Genomic DNA, 14,716 nt, shown 5'->3' with positions numbered 1-14,716 from the left:
TTTGATTCTGTGGTTAAGGGTTTAGCACTGCTAAACCCCTACAAATCTCGGTTTTTCGTAATTTTGCAAAAGTCCATGTCTCAACCGTTTTTAGTATAACGCCACGCTACGCTATCGACAAGCTCAGTAACCACTCAAACTCTTATTTCTCTGTGTCCTCTGCGTCCTCTGTGGTTCGATATAATAACTTTCGCTTTTAAATCCATATATTTTCTTTAAGCAAAAGCTCAAACCGGAGTCAGGACGAAGAATTAGAAGAAGAGAAGAACAAATTAAAAGGAGTAAATTCATGTCAGAGAATCTTGCCTTAGAAAGTCCTTCAATGTCAAGACGACAACTATTAAACTTTCTCACTGGTGCAGTTGTAGCCACTACAGCCAGCACCTTACTGTATCCTGCGGCTAAATTCTTTATTGCCCCCTCAGAAGTCAGTGAAGATGGTTCTATCCTTGCTAAAGACGTTCATGGAAATCTCATTCCTGCGAAACAGATTTTAGCTGAACCGGTGGGAACTCGTGCTTTAGTGGCAGGTTTGAACGCAGAACCTACTTATATAATAGTCGAGTCAGATGGTACTTTGCATCCTTGGGGAATTGTTGATAACTGTACCCATTTAGGTTGTACCTTTCCTTGGAATGCCAATGAAAATCAATTCCAATGTCCTTGTCACGGTTCTCGCTATGATGCTGAGGGGAGAGTAGTAAGGGGTCCTGCACCTCTTCCTCTCAAGCTTGTTAAGGTAAAAGTTGAAGAGGAGTATATCCGCTTCTCTCCCTGGATAGAAAATGATCCCCGGACTGGGGAAAAACCCTGGTGGGTTTAGTAGTTTGATTTGATTGAGAGTCTCTTCTCTATACTAATTCTAAAAAGCAAAGTTATGTTATTAGCAAGGATTAATAATCATGAAAATTCGACGTTTTTTAACTGTAATTCTATCGAGTTTGTGCATATTTATTTATGCCTTTCTTGGTGTTAGCTATGAAGCATCAGCCTTAGCAGCGACTCAAAAAATTGCTGTAGTTTCTACTGTTAATACTGACCTGAAAACGATGGTGGATAGTTATCTCAAGTCCATTCCTGGAGACTATTACACTGTGGGGAAAGTAGCACAATTGAAACAGATGCTAAAACAAGAAGATATTTTTTTAGTGGATGTGAGAGAACCTTCTGAGTACGCATTGGGTCATATTGATCATGCAATTAATATTCCCCTGCGGACATTGGTGCAAAACCTGGACAAAATTCCTAAAAAACAGTCTGTAGTAGTTTATTGTTCTTCTGGTTATCGTGCTGCAATGGCAGTTATGTCATTACATCTTTTGGGTTATGACAATGTGCGAGGTTTTCCACCTAGTATGAATGGTTGGAACGCAGCAAGTTAAGAGATATTTCCAGTGAGATACAAGAACCCCACCCCCAACCCCCTCCCCGCTTGCGAGGCTACCGTGTACACACAAGTGATCTGATTATCTAAAACAAGCCCTGGCGATTATAAATCACGCGCCACTTGCTTTAAGTCGGGAAACCCGCCCAACGCAGTGGCTTGGCTACACAAACAAAGTCCACCTGCGTGGACTGAAGAAAAACTACTTATTTTTAACCCACGGAGGTGGCCTTCCCTACGGGAAGCCGCTACGCGCCATGTCTATGTAGTTGCGGTTTCTAACCGCCGATTTAATGTTAACAGGACTTGTGTGTACACCGTAGCCTTGAGGGGAGGGTATTAAGGGGTGGAGTAAAACGGCTGTGGGAAAACGAATTGAGCCTAAGTTGACACCAATGAGCACTGCTAATACCTGTGGTAAAAATAGTGTTAAACTAGAAAAAATAAATTAAGGCGATGAAGTTGTCATGGTATTAACAAAACCAATAATTGCCCCACCAACTACATCTGAAGATCACCAAATCACGCTGCCCGACCACACACAACTACCAGATTCAGATGGAACTTTTGTGAAAAATTTTCAGGAATTACCCCAAAGTATAATTCTCACAACTTCGATAGAACCAATATTAAAAAAACTACACCCAGACGGACGTTATTGTATTGGCCAAGATAGCGGCATTTATTGGCGAATTACAGAACCACCAACAAAAGGAGCAGAAGCACCAGACTGGTTTTATGTACCTGATGTTGAACCCCTCTTATCTGGAGAATATCGACGTTCTTATGTAATGTGGAAAGAAATTGTCGCCCCCTTAATTGCCATAGAATTTGTCTCTGGTGATGGTTCAGAAGAAAGAGATAGGACATCATTACATGATATTGATCAACAAACAGGGGAAATAAAAAAAGCAGGTAAATTTTGGGTCTATGAGCGGGCAATTCGTATTCCTTTTTATGCGATTTATGAAGTAAAAAAAGCCAGTGTTGAAGTATATCACTTGGTAGATGGCAAGTATGAAAAAATGCCAGCCAATGAAAGGGGACATTATCCAATTCCCCAGATGGGGGTAGAGTTGGGGATTCAACAGGATACGGAAATACCTTGGTTGCGTTGGTGGAGTGCAGATGGTGAGATGTTGTTGACGGGCAATGAGCGGGCTGATTTGGAGTGTGCTGCTAAAGAACAAGCTGAGGCGATAGCTGCGCTCGCCGAAGGCATCGCTGTTCAAGAACGAAGAGAAAAAGAACAGGAACGTACTGCAAAGGAGCAAGCTGAGGCGATCGCTGTTCAAGAACGACAAGAAAAAGAACAGGAACGTACTGCAAAGGAGCAAGCTGAGGCGATCGCTCAAAAACTAGCTACATATCTGCAATCTATCGGGATTAATCCCAACGAAATCCCATAGATGGGGAAATAAATTCCCCACCCATCAGCCTAATCGTAATTAACCGCGCCAAGCTTTAATTTTATTTGCCACTTTTTTGCGGCCAAACCAACCACCTAAAGCCAATAAACCCAAAGTAGGGGAAAACTCAAAGGGTACAGGGGTTGCAGTCAATGTACCACCAGCATCATCGGCAGCAGAATTAGCAAAATCTGTAAAAGTAATACCAGAGCCTAATGTGGTGTCCAACAAATATCCAGAATTATCACCAATAGCAAACCCATTATTATCACCAGCATTACCAGACTGAAGTACAGTAGAACTGGTAATATCGTAGTTGAAATTAAAAGCAGGACTGAAGCTTTGCAGTTGTCCGAGGTTGTAGCTGATTAAAGAAACTGAACCTGGATTGGCATTAGTGAAACTAACATTAAAAGCCGTTACTTCATTGGCTCCAAATAAAGTCCCTCCCCTAATAATTCCATCACTATTAAGGTCAGTACCAGTAAATGTTCCAGTCAAAGAAGATATGCCATTACCAAAAGCATCAGTACCTGTCCAATTTAGGGTAAAGTCTAAGGCTGAGGCTGGACGGGAAACACCAAATCCTAGTACAAAGGTCAACAGTGAAACTCCAAGTAAGCGATGATTTAACAACACAACAAGATCTCCTGAAAGGTATGGTTAACAATGATTTTTTTGAGGGGAGAGTCAATCTCTCCCTTCTATACTCGGTTTTTAGATGGTGACAAAATCAGAAGCATCAATTAGATTGTGGTCAAAGTTGAGTAACCGCATCAACTCTACACCACCAGGAGCAAGGATTTTAGTATGGGAGCCAAAATCAGCTACGGTAACATCTGTGGCAGGTGTGCTAGTACCGAAAGTTAAGACTCCAGTTGGCAACCCTAACTTATCAACACCATTGCTAAAGTCATAGACAATATCCAAACCGTTGCCTGGTTCTAAAACAAATGTATCTATACCACTAGCTCCCCCTAATAGCAGTGCATCGCCGTAAAGGTAATCTGTTCCTAATCCACCTTTGAGGGTGTCGTTTCCGCCTTCACCAAAGAGGCGATCGCTACCAGCATTACCATTGATGATATCGTTACCATCACCACCTTGGAGTTTGTCATTACCAGAGCCACCAGAGATTGTGTCGGCAGTTGCACCAGCGATAACATTAGTAGTACCAGTATTCCCACTCTGGTCGATAGTGCCGCTACCATTGGTTACAGTTGTAGTGGGGGCTTTGACAATCACATCAAAATTGGTGCTGATGGTGTTGCCATTCCCATCATTGACCGCAACTGCAATGGTTGTGGTGCCAATACCACTAGCTGTACCTGTGAAGGTTTTGGTGGCGGGGGCAAAGTTCAACCAGCCTGGTGTTCCTGTGGCACTGTAGTTGAGAGTATCACTTTCTGGGTCGGAGAAGATGGCGTTAGGAATGGTGAAGTTGAAGACGCTGCCGTTATCAACTGATTGGCTGGGTATTGGTGTGTTGATAATGGGGGCTTCGTTGACGTTGGTGACAGCAACATTCAAGGTTCTAGTGGTAATTCCGCCTTGGCCATCGTTAGCGATCGCATCTACAACATACACATTGTCAGCGTTGGTATCGTTGGGAGCTTCAAAGTTGGGTGCAGAGATGAAGCTCAACACACCAGTTAAGGAATCAATATTGAATTTGCTGGCATCTGCACCACCAATACTAAAGCTAACAGTATCACCATTCACGTCTGTGGCATCTAAATCAACCACTGAGGTGGTGTTTTCCTCAACTGCGATCGCTTGGGGAGCATTCAGTCCATTGGTGAGAGCGATCGAGCCAATATTCACGGCTGTATAAGCAGAAGCGGTACTATCTCCAAAGAACAACGAGTTGGGAACTTCGTAAGGATCGAGTCCTAACAGGGAAACTTGAGAAGCAGTGTAGTCTCTTAACTGTCCGGTCAGGGTCGCAGTGTTTGCACCACTAACTGCTCGTAAGGTGTAGGTTGAACCTAGAACTGTGAGGTAGTAGTTGGTTAATTGTGTGGTGTCAAAGTTAATAGACTCTGCTTGAGTAAACAGATTTGCACCTGTTCCACCTTCTTGGGCAAAAATTTGATTTTGGAAGAAGCCAAGCTCAATGGATTTGGTGGGGTCGTTACCGATCGCAATTACACTAAAACCAGCCCGGTCATCTTTTGTGTCACCGTTGCGATCGTCTGGGTTGTGAACTTCGCTCAGTATCTGGGCGGTAAAGCTCAGTGTATAGCCATTGGTAGCATCTAAAGGCAAGCTCAAAGACTGATCGTAGGTAACTCCTTGGGGAAGGGTGATATTCCCTGGTAGGGGATTGGTAACTCGCCCAAAGCCAGCATAGACGGCTGTATTAGTTCCTAATGTTGTAGTATTAGGAAAATTAATGGTGGAAAGGAACGTTGTCACACCATTGCTGGCTACAAAGGCTGAAATAGGAGGACTAGGAGGAGTAACAACTGGTGTGATTACATCTCCACTGCGAGTTGCTTGGGCATAATTCCAGTTTTGAGCAAATGGTGTTGTATTTAGACTCGCATCGTAAAGAGTTGTTTTTGTTCCTAACAGAGGTGCGCTGTTGAGGTTCAATCCTATCAATACTGGGTCATGGTCAGAGGTGCGGAAGGCGTTGGCTTCGTACAGGTTATTACCGGTTGGCTCGGCTTCAAAACTAGCTTCACCAGGACTGTCAAGAACACCGTCGTTGTAGTCGAATACTGGTACTTCATCGGCGTTAATATGCCATTCTGCCACACCAGTGACTTGAGGAGTCAGGGAGCTATTAGCTAGGGCGTGATCTAAATAGCCGAGTTGACCATTGAAGACATAACCATAGCTTTCGTTACCACCAAAAGATTCTACTAAATCGGTGTAGCCAGCGTTTTTAATTGTGGTGATTGGGGTTTCACCTTTGTAGGCGTTTAAGTCACCAATAATTAAAAAGTCAGAGTCACCTTGACCTGTGGGGTCCGTAGGAATCCAGGTATTTACTAGGTAATTGGCGGCTTTGGTGCGGGTATCGTTCCATGCCCCTTGTCCGTCATTTTGATCTAAGTCTGCCCCTGCTGCACCATTAGCACCCTTTGATTTGAGGTGATTGACTACAACGTTGAAGGATTCACCAACGTCTGCGTTATTGTTATCAATTACAGTGAAGGTTTGGGCGATCGCTGGACGGCTGCGTGCTACTCCGGTGTTATTGGGATCAGTAAATCCAGCATCATCTAAAATTGCTGCATTACCTTTAGCTTCTACTACAGCAGGTTTGTAAATAAAAGCGACGGTGATTTGGTCTGTTCCAACATTGCCAGTGTTGATGTAGTCGTAAGTTGTTGTACCCAGTTGAGTATTTAAGCGATTAACCAACTCCTCAACTGCTGATGTGGCTGCACTACCGTTATTTTCAATCTCCATTAAACCAACAATATCGGCATCAAGAGCAATCAGTGCCGCAATGAGTTTTTCGTTTTGGCGATCAAATTCACTAGCACTGTCAGCGCCCCTGGGAGAACCATTACCGCCTGTAGTATCAATGGAGTTGAAGTAGTTAAGGACATTAAAACTGGCAACTTTGACATTACCACCCACATCGGGAGGATTTATGGGGCGGGGGTTTTCAACGGTGAAGGTGACTGGGTTGGCTGTTGTGGGACGAATCCGCCAAGCATCTGTACCTCCTTGACCGGCAAAAGACCAGTGCAGCACACCTGTGAGGTCGCTAACGGTATCGCCACCCCGGAAGTAGTTGGTTCCTTGTGTTCCTGTACTCAAGCCACCTGGTTGGGGATAGAATAACTTACCAACGCCATCATTTAAAGGTGAGTTTTGAGTGTTATCGTCGTCGTCGAGAATAATCCGTTTGCGGTTGAGGTCGTCAAGGAAGGCTGTATATTCCGCAGCAGTGGGTGTGTTGTCGGTGTGGGAATATTGGTAAGGACGACCATCGGCAGTCAGAACAATTTGACCGTAACGGGCCAGTTCAAAGTATTCGGAGACATAAAGTTTGTCTGCAAACTCAACCAGCATTCCTTCATACTGTTCGTAGAAGTCATTAAGATCGCCCGTTACTGGTAAATCAATGGTGGCAGGAGATACTAGACCCAGATTGTTGCCAGCATCGTTGACGGTAATGGAGAAGTTGCCATTGTCGTTGTCGATTTGGGTCATGCCGAAAAATTCATCGACTGCACCTGTAATCGTGACTATGTTGCCTTCGGTAACGGTGGGTGTACTTCCTTGGAAAATAAAGATCCCTTCCGATGTGGTGGGATCTGCATCTATATCTGCATTTTCTTCTTGGACAAAGAAGCCGTTGAGTTGAGGATGAACAGCAACTACTACACCTTGAATGGTCACTGTTTGCCCTTCTAGGGGACTGCGATCGTCATGAACTCCACTACCAGTAATATTTGCTAATTGATTGGCTGCATTACCTTGAATGGTATGGATTTTGGTGGGAGCAGGTTCTAAATCCCGGAGACTAACTACCAATGTAATATCGGGGTCTAAGTTTGCTTGGGGAAGTATATCTCCATTAGATGTTTTGCGTGGAGCAAAGCCAGTCGTGTCAACGAAACCTTGTCCATCAGCATCACTAACTAAATCGCTTTCAATTAGGTTAACAATACGAATTGCATCAATCAATTCTCCGGGATTAAGTCCAAAGTCGCTCAGGTCAAAAGCTGTGGCAAATACTCCCGCACCATCATCAACACCATTAACTGCGGTATCATCAAAGCTATCAGGGAACTCATACAACAATGGAGTAAATTGACCAGTAGATACAGGGCGCACTGATACGGCGTAACCTTCCTGTTCATTTGTGACTCCATTTTCGTAAATCACAAAGTCATTTCCCGCCTCATTCGCTAGACGAGAACCACCCCAGGTTAACTCAATTTCTGCCCGGTTATCTACAACGCCTCCTACAATTGGCTCTTCACCTAAAACGGCGGAATTATTTGCAGTGTTACCAGAAAAATCAAGGTTTAATATCGCTCCTACGGTCTTGGTGGCTAGGGGTGTACCACTGTTTTGTAAGAAGCCGGAAGGAAAGCCAAATGTGCCTTGAGTGGCGTTAATGACTGAGCCAGCACTAACGATATTTTCTGTATCAAAACCGAAACCACCAATTGTGTAGTCGGGGCTACTAGCAATGGCATCATTATCGGTAATAGTAATATCCTGAGAAGCAGGACTACCAAGGGTAATACCAGCCGAAGGACTAGAGATGGTTAAAGTAGCGGTTTCTGTTTCCTCTGGTAAGGCATCATCAAGAACAGTGAAGGTAGTTGTACCTGTGATTTCTCCATCAAGAATGGTGATTGTGTTAGTGTCGAGGGTGTAATCGCCTGCGGTAATACCAGTTCCAGTTACAGCTAAGTCAACAGTCTGGTCGCCACTAACTGTACTGGAGGCTGTAGCAGTAACGGTAATTACTGTTTGTCCTGCTTCTGAACCAGTGTTGGCACTAACAGATAAGTTAACTGTAGGTGTTACTGATGCTATTCCCGTAGTGACCGCAACATTATCAATTCCATACTCATCACGGGAACCACTGCCACCCACATCATCACTCTGCCACTGTAAGTAAAAATTAGCCCCAGTAGCAATATCAAGACCTGTAATTGTGGTAGAACGGCTTACACTTTGGAAGCCAATGGTATCAATGGTTTCTGGGGTTGTAAAGTTTAGAGCAGCAACGGTAATATAACTGGTGTCATCCGTGGAGTAGGCAAAGTTTAGGCTGCTACTCCTAGCTTGATCGTTATTGTAAAAAATGTCGTAGACGACATCTAGGTTCGTGATAGTTGAACCTGTTGTATTAGTTAACTTGAGGGTAATTGTTCCGGGAGTAAAGTCGCTTCCTGCTGGTTGTACACCTAGAATGATATTGGTACTGTCCGTCTTAAAGGCGTAAGTTCCACCTGTACTGACAGATCCATTTTCATCAAGTCCCCTCGCAAAATCGCCACTGGTATGTGTACCACCAAAAGAGCCACTTCCATCACTCAATCCCAAAATGCGCCAGACATCAGAGTCCAGTTGCCCAGCAGTGGGAGTAGGTGCAAAACCAGTTCCTGTAAATTCCTGTAAATTCTCTTCAAACAGTGTTGCCACGATCAAACCTCCTGTAGTATTTGTTGTAAAGTTCTAAGATAGAAGTGTCATTAATGTCAGCAAAGTTATTACCCGTCAAGTCCCCGATCGCATTATCCTAGCGAAAGAAAACAAAGTGCGATCGCTTGAGTTGAAAACGTCATTAATTGAGTTCAGAAGGTGATCACCCTTGGTAGTTTCCCATTTACCCAATAGTAAAGGTACTTATAGAGAGTTGTCGAGCGCGATCGCTTTACTGTCTAGTAATCATTTATAGAAACACGTTGCTACGTGATTACACATGAATACACTTATACATTTCAAACAATCAACAGTATAGAGTCTAAAGATTAAGGTTACTTAATGGTTAGCGAAAATCTCACAAATTTTTTCTGTGATTTTCATTAATATCAAAGTTTTAGTATTGCAGTTGACAATTATATTTACTGAGATAATGATTTTACAACACTATATTAAAATGAGAGTTGACAGAGCGATCGTATAAATTTGCAGATAAAACAACTGTGTTAAAATTAAAAAATAAATTATATTGATGAAGTTGCCATGGTATTAACAAAACCCATTATTGCACCACCAACATCAACTACATCCGAATACAGTCAACAGACACTTCCTGACCACACACAACTGCCAGAATCAGATGGGACTTTTGTGAAAAACTTTCAAGAATTACCTCAAAGCATAATTCTCACAACTTCTATAGAACCAATTTTACAAAAACTGCACCCCGACGGACGTTATTGCATCGGACAAGATAGTGGTATTTATTGGCAAATCACAGAACCAGCAATCAAGGGAGCAGAAGCACCAGATTGGTTTTATGTGCCTAATGTTGACCCATTATTAGCAGGGGAATATCGCCGTTCTTATGTAATGTGGAAAGAGATTGTCGCCCCATTTATTGCCATAGAATTTGTCTCAGGCAATGGTTCAGAAGAAAGAGACACTTCATCATTAAATGAGATTGATGAAACAACAGGAGAAAAAAAGAAAGCTGGTAAGTTTTGGGTATATGAACAAGCCATTCGTATCCCTTTTTATGCAATTTATGAAGTGAAGAAAGCCAGTGTCGAGGTTTATGAGCTTATAGGCGGTAAATATGAGAGAATAGCAGCCAATGAACGGGGGCATTATCCGATACCGCAAATGGGTGTAGAGTTAGGCATCCAACAGGATACAGAAATACCGTGGTTGCGGTGGTGGAGTCAAGATGGTGAAATATTATTGACTGGTAATGAGCGTGCAGACCAAGAAAAGCAACGTGCAGACCAGGAAAAGCAACGTGCAGACCAGGAAAAACAACGTGCAGACCAGGAAAGCCTAGCAAAACAAGAAGCTGAGGCTTTAGCTTTACAAGAACAACAACGGACTAACCAGGAACGACAACAAAAGGAAAGACTCATAGCATACTTAAAATCTATCGGGGTTGATCCAGATGAAATTCCATAGACAAAACTGAAGTTTACACATAACAGGAGTAAGAAAGGCAAAAATAATTCTTAATCCTGTTCATCTTTTAATCCTGATTGATTTTTACTAAAAAAACTAAAGGACTTAAAATGGTTGCTTCCCCCCAAATCTACATTTCTCCAGAAAAATACTTAGAATTAGAAGAAAACAGTCCCATCAAACACGAATATATTGATGGATATATTTATGCAATGGCTGGCGCACTCGATTCTCATGTTACTATAGCTCTGAATATAGCAACACTGCTGCGTAATCATGTACGTGGTTCTGCCTGTCGTGTCTACATTGCTGATATGAAAGCCCGAATTGAATCCTTAAATCGCTTTTATTATCCTGATGTGATGGTTACTTGCGATCGACGAAATCAAGAAACATCTGGATACAAGAAATTTCCCTGTTTAATTATTGAAGTGCTTTCTGATTCTACCCAAGGTTTTGACAGAGGAGATAAATTTACTGATTATCAAAAACTCGATACTTTACAAGAATATATTTTAATTAATACCAAAAAACAACGGATTGAATGCTTCCGTCGTCAAAATGATGGACAGTGGCTTTTACAGTATTACACCGAAGAACAAACATCTTTTCATTTCCACAGCATTAACTTTGAGGGGAAGATGAGTCAATTGTATGAAGATGTGAATTTTGATTTGTAGTCTTAGCAATATACTCAACAATGAAAACCCCAGACTGGTAAGGGTTCAGCAGCTACGCAACATACGTGTCAACTTAACATGAAACTCTTGTAATGCCGTTAGATCAAACTTATTCAGTTCCCCAACAATCAAGAAGAACCCCACCCCCGCTTTTGCTAAAGCAAAATCTCCCCTCCCCTCAAGAGCTACGGTGTACACACAAGTGATCTGATTACCCAAAACAAGCCCTGGCGATTAGAAATCACGCGCCACTTGCTTTAAGTCGGGAAACCCGCCCAACGCAGTGGCTTGGCTACACAAACAAAGTCCACCTGCGTGGACTGAAGAAAAACTACTTATTTTTAACCCACGGAGGTGGGTTTTGCCTGTGTAGTTGCGGTTTCTAACCGCCGATTTAATCTTGATAAGACTTGTGTGTACACGGTAGCCCCTCAAGAGGGGAGGGGATTAAGGGGTGGGGTAAAACGGCTGTGGGACAACGATTTGAGCCTAAGTTGACACCAATGAGCAATGCTAAACCCCTACCTAAACAATCAAATTATCAAGCTACCATCACATCCAGAAAGAATCAGTCTCATCTAAACTGCTTTCTAAAGGTAACTCACTGTTGTAGTAAGGTAATGGAATATCAGTTGCAACAGGCACATAATTATCATTTAAAACTATCACACTACTCAAGTCTTTAATTTGAGTTGTATCACCGTTGATATCCCTAATAGTGTGGCTTTCTCCAACAGTTCCAGTTACTCGAACTTTATCACCAATGTTGCCAAAGAAAAACTCTGATGGGTTGTAAACAAAGATTCTTTCTGAGGTATGAGGATCATCATCAAAATCTGCGTTTTCTTCCTGAACATAGAAACCATCCAATTGATTTGAACCAAGAGGATTATTAACGATAATACCCTCAATTGTTCGGACACCACCAAAGTCAGAATTAAAGGTTGTATCACTACCTTGAATATCGTGAATTTTCGTAGTAGGTTTCTGTAAATTGTGGAGTCCTGCTACCATTGTAATATCTGGATCAAGGTTAAATCGTGTAAATGCAGATCCACCGACTTCACTTAATGGAGTATATCCAGTTATACCAGTTAAATCAACAAACCCCTGTCCATCTGCACCGCTAACTTTATCAGCTTCAATTAAGTTGACAATGCGAATAGCGTCAATTTGTTCGCCAAAACTCAATCCAAAATCACTTAAATCAAAACCCGTAGCAAACACACCGGCATCATCATTAATCCCATTAACTGCACTATCATCAAAACTGTCGCTGAATTGGTACAAGAATGAAGTAAATTCACCATCAGATACTCGACGCACTGCTACAGCATAACCTTCATAGAAATTAGTATTGCCATTTTCATAAATAACAAGATCATCTCCCACTTCATTGGCTAAACGAGAACCACCCCAAGTTAATTCTATTTGCGCTCTGTTGTCTATAATATCTAAAGCTGGTTCTTCACCTAAAACAACAGAATTATTCTTAGATTTGCCATCACCTTGAATATTTAATATTGCTCCTACTGTCTTATCGGCTAAAGGTGTATTACTACTACCTAAAAAGCCAGAAGAAAATCCTAATACACCTTGGGTTGGATTGATGATTGAACCATCAGTAATAATATTTTCTGTATCCCAACCAAAGTCACCAATTCTATATTCGGGAACTTTAGCTGATACATGAATATCATCAATTCCTATTGGAGTTGTACTTGTTGAAATAATGCGTACCTGCACTTCTGATTGATTTTCTGCTGCTCTTGGTAGGATAGCATTGATATTGATATCTGAAGTAATTGTGGTATCGGTAACGAAAGCAGTAGGGACATTAATAAAGTCTCCACTGTTGCCAATACGATATTGTAAAGCAACTGATTCAGTAGTTTGAGCGACAGATTGATCAAGATTTTTCAGTGTATAAGAAACTGAAATTTTATTTGTGTCTAAAGTGTTGAGATGAAGTAATAAAAAGGGAGAATCGGTTAAATTTGAAGTATTTAAGGCAACCACTGGGTTAGAGAGTTCAAATTCAGTTATTCCACTACCAGAGAAAATATTGGGATTGTTCTGATTAGCATTGATACTTAGAGGAGTATTTGTACCATCACTAATTATTGTTTGTGGATCTGTATTATTTGAAGAATTGAGATTATCTCCCCGATAACCAATAATACTGGCAACACTACTCCAATCATTGTTGGTATTGATTAGGGATATATTTGTCCAATCTTGCTTAAAAGCTTCTTGAGCTAGATTATGGTATTGATTACTCATTTTGCTAAATCTCCAAATAAAATGTGCAGAAAAAACAGTTTGTTGAGTTATTTAGTTGCTCAACAATATGATGTATATCTAACTTGAAAGTTATGGATGCCAGAAGTACAAGTAGAGCATTGGAAAGAACTTGGTTTATTTTATAATCTTCTTTCCTTGACTTTATCTATTTACATAAATTGCAAGTGCATATCCTGAAATTTATATATTTTTAGTTGTGAAATATAGGGATTACACAATAAATTAAAACTCTCCTGCTCATAACTATAACCCTTAAATAATAACCGGATTGATTTTAGTCAATTATTCAAGATTAAATTTATCTAAATCCAATAAAAATCATGGATTGAATAATCAAAACAGTATTTGTTTTAACTGTTTAGAGAATTTTAGGAAATTCTTCATTATTAAATAATGCCTGGTGAGATTAGATTGATTATTATCAATTTTTTCTGTTAAGTCTATAACAAAATATATAATTTTTGGCTCAGATCATATTAAATAGAATCGCGTAATTAATTGATACTACTCCATTCTGAGCATAAGATTACATACCTTATTCCTTGAAAATATGGTTATAACTGTTTATCAACCTTGCTCCGTGAGGGTTTTATTGTAATTAATCTTTAATCATGATAAAAACAATGCAATAACATGATTCTTGAAAGATTCCCAGTAGTGTAGCCCACTAAAACCTGCTTGTGGTGAGCATTGCCTACCCTATGTGCATTTCAAAAATCGAACATTAGTTCTATATATTATTGCGTAACTCTTAATATAGTATAAATTTTAGATAACAGACCTCTACTTTAAAGTTGTGTCTATATATAATGAGGACTCAGAAATAAAAAAACACAATCATCTGCTCTGCCGGAATTAACAGCTACTCTACTTAACGTAATCAATATGCCAAATATGCTCAGAAAAGAATTAACAGATTTTAGTAGTATTATTTGCTTTAAAGCAGTAATTACAGGTATGGAAGATGCTCTGGGAGAAAAAGCAACAGCGATCGCTCTCACCACAGCAGGCCGAGCGCGGGGTAAACAACTAGCCCAAGAGTTGGGTTTGAACCAGGTAGGTACTACTTTAGAGGATGCCACCCATAAAATAGGTGCAGCACTGGGAAAAGAAGGTACACGGTTGTGTATTATTGATAAAACAATTACTGAAGGTGACATCATTAAAGTCTACACCTCTGAAACCCTATGTTCGGCCGGTGAACTACCAAATTCAACTCGTAAATGTACTTTTACCTTGGGTGCAGTTTGGGGAGCTTTAGAGGTGGTGTTAGGCAAGCGTTTAAAAGGTGTCCATACTGAATCTGTATTACGAGGAGGTGCTTACGATGTATTTGAGTTTACTCCCTTTGACTAATAAGT

Annotated in this window: 10 protein-coding genes; 6 read left to right on the top strand and 4 right to left on the bottom strand. The window is 41.1% G+C overall.

Annotated features, from left to right (window positions below; translation table 11 throughout):
• Positions 1-289 precede the first annotated feature (289 nt).
• Positions 290-823 carry a cytochrome b6-f complex iron-sulfur subunit gene (gene petC, locus VB711_RS13360; protein WP_323286560.1) on the top strand — a complete coding sequence of 178 codons (534 nt, stop codon included), beginning with the start codon at positions 290-292 and terminating at the stop codon, positions 821-823.
• 79 nt (positions 824-902) lie between these two features.
• Entirely contained in the window at positions 903-1,382 is a 480-nt protein-coding gene (locus VB711_RS13355; protein WP_323286559.1) for a rhodanese-like domain-containing protein, read from the top strand.
• A 237-nt stretch (positions 1,383-1,619) separates the two neighbouring features.
• On the opposite strand, the gene VB711_RS13350 is transcribed toward VB711_RS13355, so the two are convergent.
• A complete protein-coding gene (locus VB711_RS13350) occupies positions 1,620-1,787 on the bottom strand; it encodes a hypothetical protein (protein ID WP_323286558.1) in 168 nt (55 codons plus the stop codon).
• 64 nt (positions 1,788-1,851) lie between these two features.
• Between VB711_RS13350 and VB711_RS13345 the strand changes: the two genes are divergently transcribed.
• Positions 1,852-2,793, top strand: coding sequence for a Uma2 family endonuclease (locus tag VB711_RS13345; protein ID WP_323286557.1), 942 nt, complete (start codon positions 1,852-1,854; stop codon positions 2,791-2,793).
• Between the two features lie 39 nt (positions 2,794-2,832).
• On the opposite strand, the gene VB711_RS13340 is transcribed toward VB711_RS13345, so the two are convergent.
• Complete coding sequence (locus VB711_RS13340) at positions 2,833-3,432, bottom strand: hypothetical protein (RefSeq protein ID WP_323286556.1); 600 nt, start codon at positions 3,430-3,432, stop codon at positions 2,833-2,835.
• Between the two features lie 78 nt (positions 3,433-3,510).
• The gene (locus tag VB711_RS13335) at positions 3,511-8,922 is read right to left on the bottom strand and encodes an ExeM/NucH family extracellular endonuclease (protein WP_323286554.1); all 5,412 of its coding nucleotides are present in this window, start codon (positions 8,920-8,922) and stop codon (positions 3,511-3,513) included.
• 543 nt (positions 8,923-9,465) lie between these two features.
• Here VB711_RS13335 and VB711_RS13330 point away from each other — a divergent pair.
• Positions 9,466-10,371 (top strand): Uma2 family endonuclease, encoded by a 906-nt coding sequence (locus VB711_RS13330; RefSeq protein WP_323286553.1) that lies wholly within the window; start codon positions 9,466-9,468, stop codon positions 10,369-10,371.
• A 110-nt stretch (positions 10,372-10,481) separates the two neighbouring features.
• The gene (locus VB711_RS13325) at positions 10,482-11,051 is read left to right on the top strand and encodes a Uma2 family endonuclease (protein ID WP_323286552.1); all 570 of its coding nucleotides are present in this window, start codon (positions 10,482-10,484) and stop codon (positions 11,049-11,051) included.
• Between the two features lie 552 nt (positions 11,052-11,603).
• On the opposite strand, the gene VB711_RS13320 is transcribed toward VB711_RS13325, so the two are convergent.
• The gene (locus tag VB711_RS13320) at positions 11,604-13,334 is read right to left on the bottom strand and encodes a hypothetical protein (protein WP_323286551.1); all 1,731 of its coding nucleotides are present in this window, start codon (positions 13,332-13,334) and stop codon (positions 11,604-11,606) included.
• Positions 13,335-14,240: 906 nt separating this feature from the next.
• Here VB711_RS13320 and VB711_RS13315 point away from each other — a divergent pair.
• Positions 14,241-14,711, top strand: a complete 471-nt coding sequence (locus VB711_RS13315) for a hydrocarbon-binding protein (protein ID WP_323286550.1) — start codon at positions 14,241-14,243, stop codon at positions 14,709-14,711.
• The last annotated feature ends 5 nt before the right edge of the window (positions 14,712-14,716 follow it).

This window comes from Cronbergia sp. UHCC 0137, assembly GCF_034932285.1.
GTDB lineage: Bacteria > Cyanobacteriota > Cyanobacteriia > Cyanobacteriales > Nostocaceae > Cronbergia.
Note: the sequence above shows the minus strand (reverse complement) of the source record. Positions and strands in the feature narration are given on the sequence as shown.

Excerpts from the sequence above, each read along its gene's own strand:
- petC (WP_323286560.1), top strand. The coding sequence starts at position 290 with ATGTCAGAGAATCTTGCCTTAGAAAGTCCTTCAATGTCAAGACGACAA.
- VB711_RS13355 (WP_323286559.1), top strand. The coding sequence starts at position 903 with ATGAAAATTCGACGTTTTTTAACTGTAATTCTATCGAGTTTGTGCATA.
- VB711_RS13345 (WP_323286557.1), top strand. The coding sequence starts at position 1,852 with ATGGTATTAACAAAACCAATAATTGCCCCACCAACTACATCTGAAGAT.
- VB711_RS13330 (WP_323286553.1), top strand. The coding sequence starts at position 9,466 with ATGGTATTAACAAAACCCATTATTGCACCACCAACATCAACTACATCC.
- VB711_RS13325 (WP_323286552.1), top strand. The coding sequence starts at position 10,482 with ATGGTTGCTTCCCCCCAAATCTACATTTCTCCAGAAAAATACTTAGAA.
- VB711_RS13320 (WP_323286551.1), bottom strand. The coding sequence starts at position 13,334 with ATGAGTAATCAATACCATAATCTAGCTCAAGAAGCTTTTAAGCAAGAT.
- VB711_RS13315 (WP_323286550.1), top strand. The coding sequence starts at position 14,241 with ATGCCAAATATGCTCAGAAAAGAATTAACAGATTTTAGTAGTATTATT.